Genomic DNA, 23,044 nt, shown 5'->3' on the forward strand with positions numbered 1-23,044 from the left:
TCAAAAATATTTGTCAGCTTTTTTTCTTATATCTCAAGTGCTATTCGTTGCTTCATTTGGGGTGTTGTATCTTCACTAAACTTGGCCAAAGCTGCATCTATCTCATCTATCTCTGCTTCTCTTTCAACCAAGGGAGCTAAAACATCATATTTAGCCTTTACAAGCTGATAATCTTCTTCCTTGGGAAAGACTTTTTCAACTTCTACTTTGGCTACTCGTAGTTTATCTTTTAAATCCTTTACCAGCTCTTGCATCTTTTCTTGGTCATCTATAATATGGTCAATGGCATTACTAATCCGTTGAATGGTTCCCACGTCTGATTTCAAATCAAGGGCGACTGTATATTGATTATCACCTACAATCATCAAAGAAACCGTCTCTGGTAAGGGCTCACTAGGACCTCGTGTCGTCATTTTTAAGTCAAATCCTCTAAAGCAGGCAAGTGTTTTGACTTCCTTGGTCTCTGAGCGGTTATAGGTAATGAGTTTTCGCAGATAGTCCCCTGCTTCTGCACGATTATCCATTGCTTGATTGTCAAATTTCATGACAAAATCTAGATGTTTAGTTGCTAGGGATTGGGCAATATCTTTATCGTATTGGCTCAACCGTATTTCCATGATAGGGAGATGCTTCTCGCAATAGGAAATAGTGTGACGATATTCATCTTTTGAACGGTTAAAGGCTCGTTTTTGATTTTCTAACACCGTCAGTTCATTTTCCAATTCCATTTTCAGTTTGAGATAGGGGTTACCTGTCGCTAAAGCTTTGAAGTCAGAAGCTGTCATGGTTTGTTCATCAATGTCTTCAGCTGATCTCACAGGATCTTTTGAGGTCATAATCTGGGTGATATACTTGAGTTTATTCTCCTGAGTCTGCCAGAGATAATTGTCGAAGCTCCCTTTGGTAATATAGTGATAAATGTCTACCTCCTGGTGCATATTTCCCTGACGAATCAATCTACCATTTCGCTGTACAATATCAGAAGGACGCCAGGGAACATCTAAGTGGTGAACAGCTTTCATGCGTGATTGCACGTTTAGACCCGTTCCACCTTTTTCAGTAGAAGCCATGAGAATCCGTACTTCTCCGCTATTGACCTTTCTAGACAGTGAGTTTTTCTTCTCATCGGTATTGGCATCATGCACAAAAGCAATCTGCTCTTTTGGAATCCCTCGATCGACAAGTAGATCTTTGAGTTCATTGTAGACATCAAACCCTTCTTCCTTACTTTTAGGAGTTCCAATATCAGAGAAAATCATCTGAGTGGCTTTGTTTTCAGCTCCGTCACTGTAAATCCGCTCGACATTATCAACTACTTGAAGGATTTTCTGATTATCCGATAAGGTATAAGCAGAGTCAATCAACCGCATATCAATGGCTAGTTTTCTGGCTTCACCTGTGATTTTAAGCATGTTATCTCTACTTGGATCAACACTACCTGACTTGATAGCGTCTGACCGCTCTACCAGTTCCTCTAAATAGTATTTCTGAGCTTGCGTTAACTCGCTTTCCACCGCGATAATCTTGGCTTCAGGTACAGGTAAATCAAGCATATCTGAAGTCTGAATGTCTGCTGTTTCCTTGTAAATACGCATAAGTTCAGGCAGATTGACAAATTTCTTGAACCGTTTCTTAGGTTGGTATTTATCACCTGTCGGGGCTAGTTCCATAGAGTTTTCGATATTCCCAAAAGCACCAACCCAAGAGTCAAAATTGGATACCTGGTATCGTTCCAAGACATCAGGTTGAATGTAATTCATCATGGTGAAAAGTTCACTAATGGAGTTTGAGACTGGTGTTCCTGTCGCAAAAACGACATTTCTATCACCATGCTCTGCCTGAACCTGTCTCACCTTCATCTCCATATCCACGTTCTTTTTTGAAGTGGTATTGGTAATTCCCGCGACATTCCCAAGTCCAGTGATTGGACGGATATTCTTGAAATGATGAGCTTCATCCACAAAGAGAAAATCAATGCCAAGGTTTTCAAATTCAATAAAGGTATCTCGTTCCAGTTTTTGGAGTTCTTCTAGTTGGTGTTCTAGTCCCTTAATCGAACGCTCTGCTTCTTTAACTGTATAGTCAGAATCACTTCCTAGCTTGATTTCTCTGAGTTGCTCGAGTTTGTCATTGATATAGGTGACCTGTTTCTCACGACTCATCGGTATTTTCTCAAATTGTGAATCCCCAATGACAATGGCATCATAATCCCCTGTAATAATCCTAGACACAAACTGCTTGCGTTTGGCTTTGGCAAAGTCTTTCTTAGTGGTCACATAGACTTTCTTGGTAGGGAAAAATTTCATGATTTCTTGACCAAACTGTGCAGTCAAACTAGAAGGAACCACATAGAGAGGCTTATGCACCATCCCGAGTTCTTTCAATTTGAATCCTGCTCCAAGCATGGTCAAGGTCTTTCCAGAACCTACCTCATGGGCTAGTAGGGCACGTTTTTCTTCTACAATCCGTTGAATGGCATTCTTTTGGTGAGGACGTAAGGAGATATTCTGGGCAAGTCCATCAATGGTTAAATGACTACCATCATAGGTCTTAGATACTGTACGATTGTAGAGCCTATTATAGGTATCTTCAATCATTTGTTGGACTTCTGGATACTTTGCTACAAAATCTTGAAAGAGTTCTTGGAGGTGTGTTTCCTTGTCACGTAGGACCGTTGTTTTCTCCACATCCGTCACATTCTTTTTCTTATCCCCTTCGACAACTTGTTTTGTGATCGTTGGTTGATTGGAATTCAGGAGATTTTCAAAGATTTTTCGACCACTATCATAGCGTGAAGCAGGGACACCTAAACTCCTATCCGTTGCGTTGGAATAGGTGTAGGCAAATTTAGATTGGTAAGTGATAACCCCGTCAATGGGACTGACTTCAAGGACTGTCGCTACTTCTTGGTCAGACAGTTCATAGCCTTTCCCCATAAAGGTTTCTTGGGCAAATTTTCCGTAAACAGACAAGGGAATCCAGCGTGAACCAATCCGATAATCAATGTCTGCTAAAGTAATGCGTGCTGGTTTGATAGCTTCTAGAAGTCCTGCATAATGCGGCCAGTTAAAGTCCTGATTGCCTTGTTTCACAAATAGGTCCACCACTTCTAACTTGGTAACGACATCACCTGACAGGAAGTCTTGGCGAGAAACATAGGACAGCTCCCCATTCAAATACTTCTCAGGATCAGGCATAATGAGGTCGCCTAACTCCTCAATCAAAGTCATCTTCGAATCAACCTGATAGATGGACATCATATAATCAAAATCAACACCTCGTCCGTCAGCCAAGCTGGAATTTAAGGCATCAAGGGCAGTATGTACCTTTTTAACCTCTTTTTCAGGACGCACCAGAGCCTTTTCAAAGGCAAGGGATTTAGTATAGATAACAGACTTTCCACTTGGATCTAGACTTTCATCTTCCAAACTAGCAAGAAGCGAATACTTATCATCACTATCAAAAAGATTGCGGTTCACTGCACTATTCAAATACCCATAGCGTTTGACAAAGCTATCATAGGTACGATTGAGTTTGCCTAACAAGTGGTTAAAGCTCTCCTTATCATAATCATAATAGCGTTGAATGGCAATAACTTCTTGGTAGGCATTGCGAATATCGACCATTCCTTTGATTCGTGCCACTTCTTTCTCAGACAAAGGAGCTTCATAGAAAACTGTCTTTTTATAATATCCCTTAAACTGACCACGTTTTGCTGCATCATCGGTCACATAGACATCTAAAGCAGTACTATCTGTCACTTCTAAGGCATTAAAGCGATCAATATGCTTTTGGGAATGTTTGGTGTCCCATGCTTTAAAGTTGCCTTCTTCATCGACATAGTAACTGATTTCTTCCGTCTTGGTCCCCACTCGAATGCCTTTATTGTCTCGATAGTAGACCGTAGAACCCTGATAACCAAAACTGTACTGACCTAGATTCTCCCTCATTTCAGCTGGAATGGAGGTATCAATGACTTGTTTGGTCAACACATTTGGGTTAATGATGATTTCATTTCTATCAATCTCCCTTGGGGCTTTTACTTGATGTAGAGCAGTTTGAACACTTGCGATGAGGTTGTCACTAGTCCCCTTAACAGAAAGTGTTCCACCGTTAAAGTTTCTGACTTCATAGGTTCCTAGCACTTGGCTATTGTATTCTCCATCAAAGTAAGGATTGAGCCAAATACGACTATCCTTTTCATAACGAATGGAACCTGAAAAGGATAAGTCATCTGTCACATATCCCTTGTCCAAGTGTTTCTGGAAGAACAACATATCCGTTGTAACATTCGTTCCGGCAATGGCCTTAAAGGCAGAATCAGGCAGTCGAACCCCACCAAGAAATTCAGTTGTCTCACGAATATCTTGTAAGATGTTTTCTGTTCGTTTGTCCATGGTCCCTGTTGAAGAGATAATCGCTACTTGTCCACCATCATGGACTAAATCAAGCGACTTTTTGACAAAGTAATCATGAATCATGTAAGGCTTATCGTACCTGTTATCCGCAATTCGAAGATTGGCAAACGGCACATTTGAAATCACTAAATCAAAGCTATTGTCGTTAAAAGCTACCGTCTCAAAACCCTTAATTTCAATATAACTATTGGGATGAAGGTGTTTAGCTATAGCTCCTGTAATGGTATCTAACTCTACGCCATATAGCTCACTCTTTTCTCTTAACTGTTTAGGCATAGCCGCAAAGAAATTCCCTGTTCCCATGGAAGGGTCTAGGATTTTACCACCTGTAAAACCATCTCTTTCCAACTTATCCCACATCCGACGGATAAGGGCAGGGTCTGTGTAATAGGCTGTCAGAGAGGACTGTTTCATATCTGAATACTCTTTATCTGTGACTAAGCCTTTCAGTTCTTCTCGTTCCTTAGAAAATTTTGGATTATAGTCATCAAAGACATCATTGGCAAGTCCACCCCAACCCACATACTTGGCAAGGAGTTCTTGTTCACTTGGTGAAGCAATACGGTGCTCTACTTCTAGATTTTTTACCAACCGAATAGCCGCAATGTTTGTCTCAACCTTATCTCTAGCAGTCTTAGGATAAAAGTCTGTCATATCTTCTGGAAAATAAAAGTCTGTTACTGGAATCTCTGGAATTGATTCCTCTACCTCCTCAACAGGACCTTGGTTGTTTGGTTGGTCAACAACATCATTGTTAGTCTCCTCTACACCACTTGGTTCCAAGAGACCGACAGTCTGAATAGGGTGCTCAGTAGCTGATTCCTCTTCCAAAAATGAAAAAAGATTTAGTTCTTGGTCCGCTCCTTCTAACTCTATTTGTGGTTCTGCCTTTGGCTGATGAAGTGCCTGACTGACTTCTTCCCAAGTTCTCACATAAAGAACTGGATTTTGTTCAATGATATCCGAAAAGTCATTGACTAACTCAATCCGAATCAAACCGTTTAATCGAGCATCGCTGACCGACATGACCTCAAAGTCCTGTCCCTTATAGGAAACCAATGAACCCAGCGGATAGTGGTTCAAAACCATCTGAACAAGTGGATTTTCCTCAAACGCTTCATCAACCACTTCTTTCTTCTTAGGTTTCTCTAGATTACTCTTCCAATCCCGAAGGGTTAAATCTGACTGACTATTCTTATCTTTTTCAAATGCTTCCGCATCTTCTCGGCTAAGTTCTTCATGTAAAAAAGCATAGGCAATCTGTCGTAGTTCTTCTAATGGAAGCTGGCTACCAAAGAAAAATTCAACCTTGTCATGACTTATCCCCATCTGGAGTAGTTCTGTCGCAAGAGCTAGTTGAGTTACAGAGGCATTGGGATAGCCACCTAATAAGGCAAGATCCGCATTTTTCAAATGAAAACGACCTGCCGCATTCAATAAAATACCGATTTGGTCAAGGTCAAACTGAGATAAATCAATCCCTAACTGAGTCAATTTTTCTTGATTTTCTATCCTAATGACTTGTCCAATTTTTTCTAATTCCTTTTCTTCGACTGTAGTTAGCGTTCGTTTCAGCTCATAGGGACTACCATCAGCTTCTAGATAGGCGAGTAATTCCTCGCCATCAAAGACTGGTGTCATTTCCATCTCAGTGTCAAAATCACCTCGTCTAAAACTTGGGACTTTTGAACGTTCATTTCGAATTTGATCAAAATATGTCAGTATCTCAAATTTACGTCGTAAAGATAACTCTTCATAGGCAGGTAGATGACTAGTTTTCCCTGTTTGAACATCCAGTTGAGACAAATCTACATCCAAACTAGCAATAACTAAAAAGCCCTCTTCTCTAAAAGATATTGCTTGATTACTACTAGCTTTGTGCTCATCAACAGTTTCTTCATTTTCTAGAGCAGTTTCATCAACTCCTGTTTCAAGCTCAGGCTCATAAGTCAAGAGAAACTGTTCAATATCTCGGCTGATCCGATCCGCTAAATTATTAGCCACACGATAAACATTGACCAAATTGGCTCCCGTACTATTTTGTAAGAGCGAATCTGGCGATATGGTTTGGTAGTGTCCATTGGAATCCAATAATTGAAAACGTGTGGCCAGATTAAACAAGGCCACTTCAATCACCAATTCTTTTTCAGACGGCGATAGTTTGTCGAGTTTTTGGAGACCAGTTTGGCCGAATACTTGTGTATAGGTCAATAGATCATGAGCAGTATCATAAGGACTAGCCTGGACAAAAGCTGAAACATCCATCTCAAAGTGAAGTACCTGAACAGGTCTGATGTTTGCTTGCCTATTGGTTAAAAACTGACGAAGAAGACTATCCCACTCCTCATCAAAATGCTCTGCTTGGTAATATAAAAACGCCTCAAGCAAGGCTCTATCACGAGGAATGGTGGCTCTCATCATTTGTAGTAAGACTTCTTGATTCATTTTTCCCTCCCATTTAAAAAAGGCTGAGAGTGTTTCTCAGCCCTTTGCGTTAATCTAGGACCAAGGCTCGTTGGTCTCTTTCTTGTGGAATACCTTCCATTACAGTTGCCACGTAGTGTTGTAAGAAATGACTTTTCTGGTCTAGTAAATCTTTTTGCAAGGCAAGGTGAACCAGATCTCCAAAATAATCCTGACTGGAAATGGCCAAGTCCTGTTGAATCATGGCCTGTAAGGTTTCAAGACTAAGTGGTGAATAATCGTCACTATCCAAAACATCATATTGTTCCAAGGTCTCTGAAAGACTATTTGAGGACATCAAGTCCATAATAAAACTAGAGCCTTCCCCTGTTCGGTACAGTTTTTCCAGAATATCAGTCAAATCCGCCTGTACTTCATCCTGATATCTATCCGCTTTATCTCGTAGCTCATCACTAATCAAGGACAGGTCATCTTCATCCATATAATCTTGGTATACTTGATTGAGGATTGTTCTATCAGAAATACTCAGTTCCAAAGAGAGAAAGGCTTCGATAAACTCTTGGTAATTGACCTTCTCCATTTCAGACAAAGCCTCTTTCATGGTGTCAAAGTTCCAAGCCATCACACAACTCCTTTTGTGGGACTAGTGGTGAATGTCCAGATTGTAGCTCTTCTAAATCAGCTTGACCATCACCATCTGTGTCAATAGCATATGGATCGGTTCCTAAAGCCAGTTCCTGAGCATCTGTCAAACCATCTTGGTCCGAATCCTTTTCATAAATGGTTTTGGGATTCATCTACTTCTCCTCCTTTTTCTTCAGTCCATAAGCTGTACCGAGTAAAATCCCAGCCCCAATCAAGCCCAAAAGGGATTCCTGTTCGCCTGTATTTGGCAAAACGCTTGCTGGAACAGGCGGTTCAATAGTCTCAATTGATGGTTGAGGTGGTGTGGGATGATTTGGACTTGGTTCTTCAGGTTTAGGTGTATGTGTTACAACTGTATTTGAGCTGATGATATAGCCATTCACTGTATGGAGATAGGTATTCTCCACCTGACCAGTCGCAATTCGTTTCATCTGAAGGTAAACATCTACCTGAAAGGCTGAATCATCAGAGATAGTCTCTAAGAAGGATTTATCAAATGAAATTGACACGAGGCCATTTTCTGTATCTACCTGTTGCAAGGTATATTTCGTGACTTCCGTTCCTTCTTTTAAGACAGAACCGTCTTTGAGGGAAACATCCGTCATCAGATAGCTGCGATAAACACCATTGTACTCATCATGCTTTTCATCATAGTTATCTTCAAAACCATATTCAAATAAATCTGTCGCACGATTGCTTGGAATCATCGCTCCAACTAAGCGATAGTTAAAGATTTGATTCAAGGCCACTTCTTTCCCATCAAGGCTGTCATTTTTATGAGACAAGTCAATCACCACATCTTTTTTGGGGTCTAATTTTGGAACATTATTGACCACTGTTTCCGTGACATAGGCCCAGCCAAAATCAATCTGATAGGCTGTATTTTCATATTGACCACCTGTTTTGGTCAGCTCATTCTTAACCGTCATAGGAAGCGTGACAACCAAGGTTTGACCAGTCTTCACATAGGTCTCATAAAAGGTTTTTGGAGCGTTGCTACTAAGGACTTGAATGGCTCCTTTAGGTATAAACTGACGCTTAGCCATGGCATCTTGGACGACTTTCGGAGCTTCTGACAAACTTGCGTAGGTGATGACAGAGATACCAGATACACGATTGCCATCCTTATCCAAAACTTGAATGCTATCAGGATTTAGGGTAAGGGCTTCTTCTGTGTAATCATCTACCATGTAAAATCCCTTGGCAAGAACATCATCCGTCACGACCATGTCCTTGTATTGACTGTAATCCAAGACAATTTTGTAATAATTGACTGTATTCGGAAGAACAGTCTTTCCATCAATTGAAATGCCTTCTTGATTGGTATTAGACTTATGTGGAGTTACTTTAGGGACGAAATTGGTCACCGTATTGGTTTCATAAGCTTGGCCAAAATCCACCTGATAGGCCACGTTATCATAAGACTTCCCTGAATTAATCATGGTTTCCAAAACCGTCATCGGAGTGACAATGGTAATATTCTCCCCCTTAGTCACATAAGATTCATAAAAGGCTTGTGGGTCTTCTGGCATGAAAACTTGAAAAGCTCCTGTAGGCTGAATTTTTTGTTTAGAAAGGGCTGCTTGTAAAGATTTAGGAGCTTCTGATAATTGAGCATAGGACTTCACCGTGATTCCTGAAACTGTTTTGCCATCAGATGTGATAAACTGAATAGCTGCTTCATCCGGCAATAAAGCTTCTTCTGGATAATCATCCACAAAGTAAAATCCTTGTGCAATCTGAGAGTTGTTAGCTTTAATCCCTCGGTATTGGTCCAAGTCCCATGAGAGAGTATAGTAATTTTGAGTTCCCACTAGCATAGGCTTCCCATTGATATCCAATTTGTCTTTATTGAGGTTTTGTTTCTTAGGTTCTGGAGAAACCAGGGTGTTGGTCACTTCCTTGGTTTCATAGCCATTACCGAAATCCACTTGGTAGGCCTTGTTTGTATAGGTCTTTGTCTGACCATAGTGACTATCTTTAACCGTCATTTTGGTCAGTAAAGCTAAAGATGTACCTGTTTTGACATACTGGTCATAAAAGGCTTGGTTGTCATCGGGCATAAAGACTTGAAAGGCACCTGTCGGTGTAATCTTAGCACGAGCTAATTTATCTTGAAGGTCTTTAGGGGCTTCATTTAACGAAGCATAGGTTTTAACAGTTATGCCTAATACCTTCTGACCATCAAGGGTTGTAACAGCCGTGCCATTTTCCACCACATCAAGCACTTCCTCTGGGTAATCATCCACAAAGAAGAAGCCTCGTGCAATTGTCACTTTAGCTGAACGATCTCCCTTATACTGGTCCAAATCCCAAGTCAATCGGTAGTGGTTGGTTGTACCAAGAGCCACGACCGTATCGTTAATGAGAACACCATCCGCATTTTCATTGTTTTTATCCGGCGTAATAAGTGTAGTTGTCTCCCCATCACCTGGTGTACGAACCGTCACCACATTTGAAGAGACAGTATAGGCATTGATTGTGCCCTTGTTCAAAAGGAGTTTGTAACTATTGGAATAGATTGCCCCATCATTTTGAACAGTTCCATAAAGTTTAGGAGCGGTCAATTGATAAACCTTGGTTAAATCTTTATTCACCTCCTGCAATAAGTTTTCCTTTGCGGTCAAGGTCACAAAATTCTTAGTTTCATCAAAGCTAAGGACATAGTTTCCATTCTCATTTTGTGTTGTTTCCTTATCAAACAGGTAACCTGCAGGTAAATAGTCCTCAAAAATGAGGCTAGTCGTTTGAGCACGATTGGGCGATAAGGCCTCAACTGTTAAGGGATAAATCACCGTTGAATCTTTTGCGACAGTTTTCTCATGAAGATTAGCTTGATCACTATTGACCACTTCTTTCATAATCTCTGGAGTTGTCGTCAAACGATACGCATGATAATGGATAGTCGGTACTTGTGGTGGCGTTGGAAGTTCTTTTGGAATAGGTTTAACAGGTAAGGTTACCTTGGTCAAAGTTAGACTAGGCTGCACCACTTCTTCCAAAGGCTTTGGCGTGAAGGTTACAGGCTTTTCTGGGGTAAAGGTTTTTGGTGTATAAACATCAGGTGTTACCGTAATCGGTTCTGGAACGGGTTCAAGTTCCACCGTTACATGAGGTTTGGGACTATAAGGTGTTACTGTACGTGCCACTGGTAGGGTATTCAAGGCAAACCAGTAAGACAATCCAACATTCTGTGGCATATCGCCTTGTCCAAAGGTGACTGTGTAGGTATTGCCTGATGTGACCGTTGAGACAATAGCTCCTTTATACGCATAACGACTTGATGTGGTATCCCATTCCTCAGGTAAGTTCAAATCACTTGCACGGTTGGAACCCAAAGAACGTGCTAGTCCTTCATTAGTCACTTGAACGGTTGAGCCATTAATCGGCACAAATTTCCCAGATGAATCTTTAACATATTCTAGACCAATGTCATTATGATTGAGGGACGAGTGTGTGAAGACACCTGGCTTTTCTTTTGAAAAGGTTACTTGTGAACCGTCTTCCAAAAAATACTTAGCAACTACACGAAACTCCATCTTGTCTGTTCGCCAATCACCGTTTCCGTCATTTCGGTAGGCGATAAAGCCTTCAGTTGGATCATTTGGTACAACCAATTTCACGAAATCGGTTCCAGCTGGTGACACAAGATTGGTAATATCGTAACTCACACGACTAATCTTTTTGCCATCAAATCGTGCATTTTGAAGATTTTGATAATTAAAACTGAGGGTCTCACCTGTTTTGAAGCTATCATAAACAAAGAATCCTGTTGAATCCAAAATTCTTGAGTAGCCCCCAAGCATAGCATCCCCAGTTGAAATAATCTGATCAGGATTTCGGGTAATGGCCCCATGTTGTGCTTGTGGTTCACCGTTATTGAGATTTAGAGCTTGAGCAAGGGCTTCAGAAATATAGCCTTCTTCGCCTTTTGAAATCTCGGCCAAGTCACGTTGATAGCGTTCCAATTCTTTGGCATTATAGGCATCAATCGCTTCATTTTCTTTTCTTGCGGCTTCTTCTTTTTCTTGATTGCGTTTGGTTATAGATTCAATCTCAGCTGCTCGGTCTGAAGCTAATTTTTGTTTCTCTTGATTAGATTTATCTACCGCAGCTTGACCGGCTTGGTTTTCAGCATCTACAGCTGCTTGACCTGCCTGATTACGCCTTTCAATGGCTTCGTTATCTGCTTTTGCCTTTGCAAGTCCAGCTTCATTTTCTTTTTGAATGACCTGATTTTTCGCAACAATATCAGCTGCCTTGGTTTTCTTTGTTAGATAATCTGCTACAGCTTGTTCGTTAGTTGATTGAATGGTTTCAACAGCCTTGCCATAGTTTGTATAGTCAAGGACAGATGTCCCATTTCCTGATGAAACCACTTGTTCTTTTACTGTCACATCAGCATCTGCATACTGGGATTTTAGGTCATTAACTTTGGTATCAACCCAAGCATTTGTCTCTTTACCAGTTTGGTTGGCCCCTTGGTAAGCCTGTGTCAGCTCCTTATTTTCTTGTTCAATGCGAGCTTTATTCGATTCGTATGTCGTTTTATCAGCTTTGTAGGATTCAGTAACTTCATTGATAGCCTCAACTTGGTTTTGGGCATCTGCTTCAGCTTTTGAAATTTGTTGGTTGGTCTCTGACGCAGAGCTTGTATTTCCCAAATCCATTGGACTATCTTCAACTGTAGAAACACCTTCAGCCTTGGCTTCTTCAACTGCTTGTGTTACCGTATCATGCGGTACGATGACAGCAATCGCTCCATTGGATTGACCAGTTGATCCTAAACTTTCAGTTTGTTCAGAAACAGGGGTTGGCTGTGCTTCTGGTAAATTCGTGGCGGGATTTTCCGTTCGTTGAATGGTTGTGTCAACCGAGGATGTGACTTCATCAGCATGTGCAACCGTCCCACCCCAAGCAACAACAGCGGTCACCATTGTTCCAAGGGCAACCGAACATAACGTTCGATATTTTTTACTCTTGCGAAAGACGTGTTTCTCGCCTTTTTCCTGATTGACAAGAAAGTGATGATTACATGTTTTGGTCATAAAGTGTCCTTCTTTTCTTTTTTCTATAGCAACAAACTGTCACTCTTTCCTCATCATAAAAAAGAAGACTTGATTTTGTTATCACATTAAGTTCAGTGAAAAGAAAAAAGCTATCGGAAGCACAACCAATAACCTCTGAAGAATACTAAAAAATAAAAAAAGAGGAGGACTGACGCATCAGACCCTCCCAGACGTGACTAGCACGCCCCAATTCGATACAACTATGATACCACTAATTTCGTTTTTTGTCAATGAATTTACTTAGTTGTTGAATTGATGTTTTTCTATTTGTACTGATAATCTTAAAGAGAATGTCACGATTATTGAGCGAAACATCAAATCCTTCAACAATTTCATTGAATTGATTGATGTAGTTATTGAGGACTACTGTATCAAAGTTTAAAATGTTCAAAGTCCAAATTAGTAGAATGAAATAATCTTCAATGAAAACACAAGTGAATGTCGATAATCCTAAATCTTGTTTTATCTGTTTTTTGAGTGCTTTAGATACACCGCTTGAAAAATTAGCATCAAAAATCGCACTGTTGTGCATGGTAGCATTTCTTAACTCAATAAGAGCATTGACAACTAACTCGAGAGAATTTGACCTATTAGGAATGATCGTGAAATCTTGATTTAATTTTTCACGACTTGACTTAGTTAAACTTCCTAAAAATCTACTAAACTGTCCCAAAGTAATAACTTCAAAATAAGCCCAGAGAGGAATTTGATAATCACTTTTTAAATAATGCTTAATGACCTCATTTTTATCCGAGTAATAGTCAATTGTATCCAGTATATTTTGCCTTGTTTCATTATACTGATTGAGTTTATTACTATATTTTTCGTGGTCTTCAGGATAGTCCATGTAACAAGCTAATTGATGTTCTAATATATCCTCTATCCCACTACTAGATTCTGCTACAATTGAATCGATAGTCCGATTTTTTAATGCTGTCTCTACAAGCATCACTATTGGATAAAAAAGTCCTTTTAACTCCATATCAAAATTGTAGATTGCTTCAATTTCCTTAAATGAAGAAACGGGCAGAATCCCATCTGAATTAGATTTTTTTACAAATCTGTATCGTTTATACCCATGATAATATCCCATATTTAAGAGTGTGACAGAGTCATCATCTTGAATATCTATTTTATGATTTTTAAAGATATGGTCAACTAGATCCCCAGAAGTTAAACCAGTTTTCGACTCTTTTTTCATTCTTTCAATAATTGTTTCCATTTAAAATATTCAGTAACCTCTCCTTAGTATTATACCATATCACTAAACTTTTCAAAGTAACTAAAAGGTAGAATTTCTAACGAAATATTTACAAAATAATATGCTAACATTTATACATTTTGTTAGCATATCCTTTTTTATTTCGTCGTATAAGCAAAACTCAAACTACTATCCACTCCAGATAATTTACGGAAGGTGTAGTTGGGATTGCCATTGTAGTTGGTTTCGGAGATAAGGAATGAGCCTTCTGGGTAGACTTTCTCCACAAAAGCCACATGTCCGTATTCTGCTGGTGTGCCATGTCCTCCACCCGCAAATGAGAGTATGGCTCCTGCTTGCGGACTTGTTCCAGTTTCCCCACCGAGACTTGCGGCTGTACGCACCCAATCTTGGCCATTACCCATGGTACTGATAATTGGAATCTTCTCACCATTTTTACCTTTGAGTTTAAGACCCAGTTGGTTGATACGGGCTGCAACGCCCCAAGTACATTGACCGTAAGCATAGCCCATACCGTCACCACCTCCTGGAATAGAGTTTTCAAAGAGGTCTCCTCGTACAGCTTCTAAAGATTTTGGATCGCTTTGTGCTGTCCCTCCGTTGGGTTGACTAAAGCCTTTTTCAATTTGGTAATACCACTCACTGGCTCGTGTCTGACGTTCAAGTAGCTTATCACCACTATTACCTTCCCAGTAAATGAGAAAGAGTTGGGCAAGACTGGCTGGACTACCTGAATTTTTGAAGAAGTCCTTTAACCAGTTGGTATAATAAGGACTATCCCCATGCAACATGAAATCCAGTTGTAACCCTAAGTCATACCACTTTTGATGTTTTCCTTTGGCATATTCTAGCAATAAGGTATGTCTGCGTGACCCATCTGCCGTATCTGTCCATTGGCCTAATCCTAAACCACGTTTAAGAATATTTGGGTAACGTCCATTGTATATTGTTGGACCATTAAGTGAGAGCCAGCCCTCATCATCCCACGAGCTGTCTGTTGCACCAATAGGAGGAGATAGATAGTCGCCTTCTGCACGCTTGGGATTAATAGAGGATTCTACCGACCAATTTCCTAAAATGGCTGCGATAGCTTGATTGGTCACACCTTTACTTTTGAGATAGTCATAAATCCCCTTGGCTCTCTCGAACTCGTCGCCACCAAATTGACCGATAGTTGGAAGAATGGTTGTCTGAACCTGGATTACTTTTGGAAAGTAGAAAGCTGGATTGACATAGACCAACTTATCCGTGTCATCATCAACCTTTTGATAGGTGACTTTTAGACCCGTTCCGTCTTTGGTTTGACCAATAATGTCTCCTGCCAAGACTTGTTGATTTTCACTCACACGACCTGAATGAATGCCAAACAAGGTTAGTTTAGTCTTATTCACTCCCTTACCAGATGTCAGAATAACGGTCTCCCCATCAAGAGATACCTTACCATCCATCGGAGCCACAATGACTTGGTCTTCTTTTGCTTCTAAGATAATATGGTGATGAAGCGTTGGTTTCTCATCAATGACCTCATAACCATATCGGTAGGACATGCTTAAGTAATCCTCATCCGTCTGTCCCTGAAAGGGATTATCCAATTCTTGAAGGGCTAAATAGTTGCCTTCTTCGGTCAACTCCTTTAGTTCTTCTTGGTCCTCATCTGACAGCTTGTAAGGAGGTTTCTGGAATAAGTCAGACATGGATCTAATAGAGTCACCACCGTTTAAGTCCGTCCACACCTGACTGAGAAATGCTTTGTAAGTCGCACCGCCTGTTCCCATGAAATCGTCAAGCTTATAGTCTTGGTATTGATGATTCATGTAAACCATGACCTCATCAATCTTAGTGTAATAGGTAATCCCTTTATCGTTGGTTCTTGTATGCTCCGCATCTTCCCACGTCATGTGGGTATAGGCCTTGGTCAATTCCATCTCATCTTGTTGAATGACGCTGCTTCCTGAGACACTCATGAAAAAGCTCATCATCAAAAGGAGTATCAAGAGAAGGCCTGAGACAATCCAAGTCAAAGGATTTCCCGCAATTGCAGAAAAGAAGGTCAGACTTCCCTTAATGGCTTGAACAAACCCCTTAACTCCTGCTAGACTGTGCTTTCTGGCATGCTTTAAAAAGGTTTGGTAGCGTCTTTGTGGTTTAAGAGGTTTCTGGCGTGTGAATCCTTTTCCCTGTTTTAAGTTCTGGAATCGTTCCTTTCCATGAGCCACTTTCGTCTTTGTAAAACTCACACCAGTCTGTCCACTCTTCACCGCCACTTTACCTGCTTGATAGGTAAACCTGCCATAGCGTCTGGCTTTCAAGCTGGTATCCTTTAAGGTTCTTAGACCATCTAAATCATCATCCTGTGCCACCAAGTCAAGCGATTCAGATGCAGCTAAGCCTAATCCAACTTTGACTTTGGTAGAGTTTTTCTTAGACTTTTGGACTTTCTTGAGTTGTTTGACTTCACGTTTGGCAGAACTTACTTCTTTTTCTGCACTGAGTCGATCAAATGATTTTTCTTGGTGAAATTGAAAGCGAGACTTCACGGAAGATTTATCTTTTTGGAAGGGAAACTTAGGATTAACCGATTTTGACTTTTCACTTAGTTTCACTTCTGACAAATGTTTTCTTGCCGTCCGCAAACGTTCTTGAGCTTGAGGAAGTCGATAGTTCTTGATTTCCTTTCCCCTTAACAGGCTAGGAGACACATAGGTAATTTCCTTTAGGAACTTCTCTTCTGCATCCTCTTGGCTACTGAGTAGATTTTCTTTTAACTCAGTTTTCTTTTCCTGAAAAAGCGAATTTTGGGCTGGTTTTCGAAATCGTCCTTTTTTAGGAACAGTCTGTTTTAAGGCTCTAACTTCTTTCCGATAATGCATACGGGCTGATTTTAAGTTGCTTCGAAAATTTTGCCTTGCTTGTTTGACTACCTTTTTATCCTCTTTCATCTCATGTCCTCATTTTTTCAGGGTCCGTACTCATGATGTCAAAGAGCTTGGTGTCTTGTGGAATCTTATTCTTGAATGGGACAACGGTGGAACCGGCCTTAATTAAGCCTGCCCCTTTTTCAGGATTGACCAAGTATTTCTCCAGTTCCTTGGAAAGTCCAAGCATATGCACCAATTCTTCGCGATCGCTCTTAGCCTGTTTTAATAGAATCATAAACTCGCTATTGGCAATAATACGTCTGCCATTGGCATCTAAAAGAAGAGTCTCTACATTTTGAGTAATACCTGTCGGTATCGCCCCATATTTACGGACACGACTCCAGAGTTTAAAGAAGAAATCAGACGCATATTTGTCCAATAAAAGAAGCTGCATTTCATCAAAGTAAATCCAGGTCTTCTTCCCTAGCTTTTGGTTTTTGACCACACGATTCCAAATTTGGTCAAAGATAACCATGAGGGCAATTTGTTTTAATTCATCGCCTAACTTTTTGACATTGTAAATCAGGAAATGACTGTCAGTTTTGATATTGGTTCGATGTGAGAAAATATCCAGCGACCCTTCCACATAGAGTTCCATATCCAGTGCCAAGTCCTTAGCTTCCTGTTCAGGTTGTTGAGATAAGACAAAGACCCATTCGACCAAGGACGGTGTGTCAAAATGCTTATAGGTAAGTCTCGTCACACGGTCAATCAAGGACTTCTCACGACCATCCATTTTACGGTCCAAGAGCTTCCCAATCCAGGACAAGAGAAATTCTGACTTGACCTTGACCGGATCATCATCCATATTCTCATCTGATAGATCGAGAACATTTAAAAACGTTGTGGAATCTGGGGCAATATCAATACTTTCCCCACCAAAGGCTTGACCGATAATACTGTACTCATTTTCTGGGTCAACTATAATAATTTCGGTATCACTATCTGCTTCCTTAAGCTTAGTAGAGATGATTTCATGTTTTGTCGCCATCCCTTTGCCAGCTCCAGAAGTCCCTAAAATCAAACCTGACGGTGTATTTAACTTGCCACGGTCAATACTGATGATATTACTTGAAATCTGATTGATGCCATAAAATTTCCCACCCTTGTCCTGAATATCAACGGAAGTCCAAGGTGCATTCACGGCAATGTTTGAAGTCAATAGAGAACGAGAAACTCCTTCGAGATAGTTCTTCCCAAATGGCAAGAGACTATTAAAAGCAGCTTCTTGCATGTAGGTCAAGTTGTCAATAATCATATCATTTGACCCCGCCACTTGCTTGATAATATCAAGAGATTGTTTGAGTTGGTCTTCAGTATCTGCCAGCACGCCAATTAGAAATACAGTGTCAAACAGTTTATCTCCTGTTTGGGTCATGGTTTGAAGAAGAGCTTCTGCTTCATCGATATTGTTTTCAAGAACATAGCCGACCTTCTCCAAATAGATGCCTGTCCGAGCCATCTTTTGTTGTTCCCCAATCTTTTGCGATTCCATCAAGGTTTTCTTGGTTCGCAGCTTGGTCATGGTTTCAGACTTGGTGGAGCCTTTAGCATGTAGGCTAATCATCACTTCCAAATCTGACTGCATCAGGTCTCTAATAAATTTATCCCCTAGCTCCATACCATAGTCACGAACATAGACAATCTGTAATAATCTATCGTCCAATTCAATATGATTCTTGTGTTTAAAGGAAAGGTAGGGTGGGGCAATAAAGTGTTTGGTGGATTGACCTGAGAGGGTCAAATCCTTGTAAGAGAACGGTAAATGATTTTCACCTCGCAACATATCCGCAAGGACATTCACTCGCTCCTCTCCACCAAGCAGACCAAGAGATACATCAATCTCTGAAAAGCCACTCTTGAAATATTCCCCAATTTGCGACAGAGAACGAAAAGCTAGTTTTGGTGTTTGGTCGCTCTTGCCAAATGAAAGAAACTTGACAGCCGAAAAGTTGTTTTCACCCGCCTCTAAGTTGGCATTCATCATGCGATTTAATTCATCACGATAAGCATCAAACCCATCTTCCTGTAAGGGATAGAGAATACTCTTACGGAATTTTTCCAGATTGACCTTTTTATTGAAAATGGTCAGTTGGAAATTGGTCTTATCATCCAGTGAATTGATTAAATCAGAATATTTCTCAACAATAGCTCCTTTATCATCTAAGCCAACTGTTTGATAATTGACATCTCCTAAGAGATAGGTTTGTGAGAAATAACTTGGACTGACCTGCATAAGGCCATTCTGAAAAAGCCCTTGATAGGCTAACGTATTTACGGTAGAAGGGCTGATTTCCTGTTTCTGTGTTTTCGTCTTTTGCTTTTTGTCATTAGAAGAGGTCTTTGGTTTCATTGAGTGTTTTAATTTTTTCACGTTGGTCTCCTTTTCTTCCAGTAAATGTACGATCTGGTACTGTCAGTTCATAATGAAATCGGTACTTTAGGTAGATTTCAAATGGTAAATCATTGGGTCGGTAAACCCCAAATAACATGAGTGGAATGGTAAAGCTAAAAACAAAGCCATAGACAAACCAATCCCCAAATTGCCAGTAAAATAGGTTCAAGCCCAATACCAAAATGGTTATGGCGACGGCTGGAAATACAAAAATAACCTGTCTGGTTGTAAATCCTAACCATGCCCTGTGTTGAACCTTTGAGATGTCCTTAAAGACACGAGTGTTCATAAATAATAGCTCCTTCTTTGATAAAAGGACTAAGATGAAAATCTCAGTCCAGTTTGAATTGCTTCATGATTTTGACGCAGTAGACGTCTGAACTCTCTACGCTAGTTCCTAGCTATGACAGTTCTAGTCGTCCTTGCGGAGGTAGGACGACGTAATCGACTGCAAAGCAGTTCCGATTCCTGTCCTACTCTCACATCCCCAAAATACTTCGGGCGGTTCGTTGACTGCCAACTAAGGCAATGATTAACAAGATGGCCTGTACCAAGCCACCAAACATAATGGCGAGTGATTCCATAACTCCAGCTCCATTTGATACGGCAATCTTTCCAGCAGATTCAAACAAGGGAACAAGAGATACGATTAGAAAAATCAAAATACCTTGAACGGCATAGACCATGATGTTCTTAAGGTAGCCAATCCCAACACTTCTCCAGTCATCACTGAGGAAGGTTGGAATAGTTACAGGGGCAAAAGGAATCATTAGATAAAGTTGGATAAAGCGAATGGTAATCAAGATATTGACAACCATGATACTGGCCATTCGCACCAACCAAATGAGAATCGCAAAAAAGCCAATAATCATTTTTCCTACAATTCCAGAACCCTTGATGCCTGAGATAGTATCGTAACTAGCACCACCATTTGTGACAAGCCCTGCCACTTGTTCAATAACATAAGAGGCAATGGCAATAATGGCTTCCACAATAACCGTCGTATTGGTAATCACGACCGCGACCATAATGTAGCTGACAATCATAGGTGCTATGGCTTCAAAGGTCATCGCACCACCTGAGTTGGCGATTTTCTTGGCCATTTTTGAGAATTCGAGTACGAGAACAACCGCAAGAATAGCTACTCCCAATGGCTGCATAATCCCCTTGGTAACGGCTGTCATGTAAGACCACACCGTCGGATTAAAGTCCGCTAGTGACTTAATCAAGTTGGCGGTTGATTCTAAATCCACTTGAAAACCTTCAAAAAGACTATCGCTAGATACTTTTTCAGAGGCTAAAAATACAAAAGGTGACGTAAAATTCATCATCATGTCATGTTCTGACCTCCTCTAAATGGTAATCTGTGTTACAAAAGCACCAGCGGCACCCACCATTACCCCACCAACAATTTCTAGAATGGCATTTCGGACACCTGGACCTCCATCTTTTATGTTGGTTGAAAGGTTGATAATACCCATGACAACAAGAAAGGCTCCTACTGCAATTAAGCCTTTTTGTAATAGAGACATGGCTTGGGAGAACATGGAGCTGGCGTCCACTCCGTAAACAAAGCCTGTTAGTTTTTGATTCATATTTTTCCTCATTTCTATTAATGTAGTGACGTTTCTGTGCTTAAATCCCTTATTGTATGGCCTGACAAATCTATCTCTTCCTCAGTGATTAGGGGATTGATGTGGTAGTGCCACCAGCGTTCATCAGATTCCTTATCTGCAAGCCATTTCCAATTCTTATGTTTGAGTGGAAAATATTTCTTTGATCTAAATACTGGCACTCCTGCAATTCGTACGAGGCACTCATCTCGTTTCATATTTCCTACTTCATCTGCTGTCATCAAGTCACGGGCAATTTTCTGGTGAGAGGTAGAACTTGAGCCATTCTGCCCAAATGAACGACTGGTGCTTCTGACATCAATGGTTTGTTTACCTAGAAGACCACTCATGAATTTGAAAGTTTCCTCGTCATTTCCACCCAAATAGAGGAGGCTGTCACAGTTCCCCAGTATAGTTTTCCAAGCCTCTTTTTCCTTATAAAGTCCTTGGAGTTGAGCAATATTTTGCAAGATTGGAACTAGACTCATGTTCCTAGAGCGAACTGTTGAGGTTTGTTCGGCAAAGTCTGGGATTTCTCCGACATTTGCAAACTCATCCAGATAGCTTCTAACATGAATCGGCAGTTGCCCTTTAAAGTCAACATCAGCCTGCCTGGTCAAGGTGGAGAAAACTGTAGAGAAAAATAAAGCAGATAGAAAACGAAAGGTCGTATCATTGTCTGGAATAACAAGATAGACCATGGTCTTTTGAGTGCCCCACGTTTTCAAATCCATAGTGTCTCTTTGCGTCAAATCAATCACCGATTGAATATTAAAAAGGGCAAATTTAGCTGTTGTGACCGCAATCACCGAATCCAAGGTCTTATCCTTATAGTTTTGAAAATCTGCCCAGTTTCTCATGGTAAAGTTCTCGTGACCATATTTCTTAGCATAGTCTTCAAACAAGACTTCAAGTACACTTTTGTCCTGATTATCTCCCTTTGATAAGAGTTTGATGAGTTTCCCAATCTCAGAAAAGGCTGGATAACAGCCACGCTTATGTCTTGCTTCCTGCTCTTGCTTGGAACTTCCTGGTGGATTGTAAAAATCTACCAAATAAGAGGCAATAGCTCTCACCAATGTCATGGAAGCCTCGTCCCAAAATGGATCACTGCGAGAACCAGACCCACGGGTATTGTTAAAATAGACCGTTAACATGCGGTTCAAATCATTCTCTGTTTCTACATAACGAAAGGGATTAAAACCGTCTGAATTGGTCATATTAACCAAGTCTAAAACCTTGACCTGATAACCGTTTTCTAAAAAGAGTTTACCTGTCTTCTCAGCCAAATGGTCTTTAGGATCTACGACAATATTGGAACAGTTTAGTTGGATAAGGTTGGGTTTAACAAATCGAAAGGTCTTGCCTGCCCCAGAACCCCCAATGACAATCAAGTTTTTATTTCGGTCAAACTGGGGCTTCTTCTTTTCCAACAAGGTTAGACGAACATCACGAGCCAAAATCGTGTCATTGAAAGGGTTCTTACTGTAAAAGTTCCGCTTTTCCTTACTGGTTCCAAATCGGGCAGAACCGTATTCTTCCCCTTCTCGATAGACCTTCTGTCCTGTCGATACATAAAGATAGACTAGTGTCATCGTTAGAATCCCAAGGATAAAGGCAAGAAGAGATTTTTGAGTAAAAGTAAAAAGCCATAAAGGATTGAAGACTTGATTTAGCCCTTCTCCTAAGATGTAGGCTAATCGTTCCATAGGTGGGGCATTGGTTAGACTATCATAGAGTAGGGTTAGACGGTGACAGAAATAGCCAAAAGCAAGACCCAAGAGTCCAAAGACAAATGCTTTTTGCCTGGAATACATTACAAGGTCACCTCCTTGGTTTTGACTGCCGAAGGTTCTGTCACTCTAATTTTCTCTTTGGCCAGTTCTATCTCTTGGTCCAAGGTTTTATCAAAGGTTAGACCTTCTAACTTTTCTGGGTTAGACACCAGTTTCTTCACGAGTTCGTCCAAGTGATGATCAAGCAAGGTCTTGTCCTTGGCATAAAAGTAGAGATAGTCTTTTTGCCAACTAATAGCAAGTGGCAGTTTTTCTGACTCCATCAACTCCTTAAATTTCTCCACATCAATTGGCTTATCTAAAATGTCTTTACTAACATCTATCGCTTCAATAGCGTAAGGGCTTTGAAGGAGCTCTTCCAGTTTCTGAACTCCAATCTTATAAGCTGAATCTTGAGCTAAGGCTTGCCTAGCTGACCACTCTAAGAGCTTTAAGAGGGTTCTGACTGTCAATAAACTACTTCTTTCTACGTATTGCATCGCTTGACGTTCTTGTTGTTCAGATGACATGGTGACCTCCTCTTCTTTCGATTCCCTATCAAACA

At 40.6% G+C, this 23,044-nt stretch carries 12 protein-coding genes; all 12 read right to left on the reverse strand.

Translation table 11 applies throughout. The features are described from left to right. Positions 1-26 precede the first annotated feature (26 nt). A complete protein-coding gene (locus BTR42_RS08185) occupies positions 27-6,863 on the reverse strand; it encodes a helicase-like domain-containing protein (protein ID WP_077497254.1) in 6,837 nt (2,278 codons plus the stop codon). A gap of 49 nt (positions 6,864-6,912) precedes the next feature. Then, positions 6,913-7,464 carry a hypothetical protein gene (locus BTR42_RS08190; RefSeq protein WP_077497256.1) on the reverse strand — a complete coding sequence of 184 codons (552 nt, stop codon included), beginning with the start codon at positions 7,462-7,464 and terminating at the stop codon, positions 6,913-6,915. After that, entirely contained in the window at positions 7,448-7,639 is a 192-nt protein-coding gene (locus BTR42_RS08195) for a thrombospondin type 3 repeat-containing protein (RefSeq protein ID WP_077497258.1), read from the reverse strand. Before BTR42_RS08195 ends, BTR42_RS08190 begins: the two co-directional genes overlap by 17 nt. Continuing rightward, complete coding sequence (locus BTR42_RS08200; RefSeq protein ID WP_077497260.1) at positions 7,640-12,535, reverse strand: SspB-related isopeptide-forming adhesin; 4,896 nt, start codon at positions 12,533-12,535, stop codon at positions 7,640-7,642. Positions 12,536-12,767: 232 nt separating this feature from the next. Next, positions 12,768-13,778 (reverse strand): Abi family protein, encoded by a 1,011-nt coding sequence (locus BTR42_RS08210; protein WP_077497262.1) that lies wholly within the window; start codon positions 13,776-13,778, stop codon positions 12,768-12,770. Positions 13,779-13,915: 137 nt separating this feature from the next. Beyond that, positions 13,916-16,717, reverse strand: coding sequence for a phage tail tip lysozyme (locus tag BTR42_RS08215; protein WP_077497264.1), 2,802 nt, complete (start codon positions 16,715-16,717; stop codon positions 13,916-13,918). 1 nt (position 16,718) lies between these two features. Continuing rightward, positions 16,719-19,070 (reverse strand): VirB4-like conjugal transfer ATPase, CD1110 family, encoded by a 2,352-nt coding sequence (locus tag BTR42_RS08220; RefSeq protein ID WP_077497266.1) that lies wholly within the window; start codon positions 19,068-19,070, stop codon positions 16,719-16,721. Further along, entirely contained in the window at positions 19,027-19,380 is a 354-nt protein-coding gene (locus BTR42_RS08225; RefSeq protein WP_012775123.1) for a PrgI family protein, read from the reverse strand. Before BTR42_RS08225 ends, BTR42_RS08220 begins: the two co-directional genes overlap by 44 nt. A gap of 190 nt (positions 19,381-19,570) precedes the next feature. Then, on the reverse strand, positions 19,571-20,425 hold the full coding sequence (locus BTR42_RS08230) for a VirB6/TrbL-like conjugal transfer protein, CD1112 family (protein WP_099046289.1): 855 nt from the start codon (positions 20,423-20,425) through the stop codon (positions 19,571-19,573). A gap of 18 nt (positions 20,426-20,443) precedes the next feature. Continuing rightward, entirely contained in the window at positions 20,444-20,686 is a 243-nt protein-coding gene (locus tag BTR42_RS08235) for a hypothetical protein (protein ID WP_001072182.1), read from the reverse strand. A gap of 17 nt (positions 20,687-20,703) precedes the next feature. Continuing rightward, positions 20,704-22,521 (reverse strand): VirD4-like conjugal transfer protein, CD1115 family, encoded by a 1,818-nt coding sequence (locus BTR42_RS08240; protein WP_077497268.1) that lies wholly within the window; start codon positions 22,519-22,521, stop codon positions 20,704-20,706. Beyond that, on the reverse strand, positions 22,521-23,009 hold the full coding sequence (locus BTR42_RS08245; RefSeq protein WP_077497270.1) for a hypothetical protein: 489 nt from the start codon (positions 23,007-23,009) through the stop codon (positions 22,521-22,523). The genes BTR42_RS08240 and BTR42_RS08245 overlap by 1 nt, the downstream gene beginning before the upstream one ends. Positions 23,010-23,044: the final 35 nt, after the last annotated feature.

This window comes from Streptococcus gallolyticus subsp. gallolyticus DSM 16831 (assembly GCF_002000985.1).
Taxonomy (GTDB): domain Bacteria; phylum Bacillota; class Bacilli; order Lactobacillales; family Streptococcaceae; genus Streptococcus; species Streptococcus gallolyticus.

Bases quoted from the DNA above. Each gene is read 5' to 3' on its own strand.
- BTR42_RS08185 (WP_077497254.1), bottom strand. From the start codon at position 6,863: ATGAATCAAGAAGTCTTACTACAAATGATGAGAGCCACCATTCCTCGT.
- BTR42_RS08190 (WP_077497256.1), bottom strand. From the start codon at position 7,464: ATGGCTTGGAACTTTGACACCATGAAAGAGGCTTTGTCTGAAATGGAG.
- BTR42_RS08195 (WP_077497258.1), bottom strand. From the start codon at position 7,639: ATGAATCCCAAAACCATTTATGAAAAGGATTCGGACCAAGATGGTTTG.
- BTR42_RS08200 (WP_077497260.1), bottom strand. From the start codon at position 12,535: ATGACCAAAACATGTAATCATCACTTTCTTGTCAATCAGGAAAAAGGC.
- BTR42_RS08210 (WP_077497262.1), bottom strand. From the start codon at position 13,778: ATGGAAACAATTATTGAAAGAATGAAAAAAGAGTCGAAAACTGGTTTA.
- BTR42_RS08215 (WP_077497264.1), bottom strand. From the start codon at position 16,717: ATGAAAGAGGATAAAAAGGTAGTCAAACAAGCAAGGCAAAATTTTCGA.
- BTR42_RS08225 (WP_012775123.1), bottom strand. From the start codon at position 19,380: ATGAACACTCGTGTCTTTAAGGACATCTCAAAGGTTCAACACAGGGCA.
- BTR42_RS08230 (WP_099046289.1), bottom strand. From the start codon at position 20,425: ATGATGATGAATTTTACGTCACCTTTTGTATTTTTAGCCTCTGAAAAA.
- BTR42_RS08235 (WP_001072182.1), bottom strand. From the start codon at position 20,686: ATGAATCAAAAACTAACAGGCTTTGTTTACGGAGTGGACGCCAGCTCC.
- BTR42_RS08240 (WP_077497268.1), bottom strand. From the start codon at position 22,521: ATGTATTCCAGGCAAAAAGCATTTGTCTTTGGACTCTTGGGTCTTGCT.
- BTR42_RS08245 (WP_077497270.1), bottom strand. From the start codon at position 23,009: ATGTCATCTGAACAACAAGAACGTCAAGCGATGCAATACGTAGAAAGA.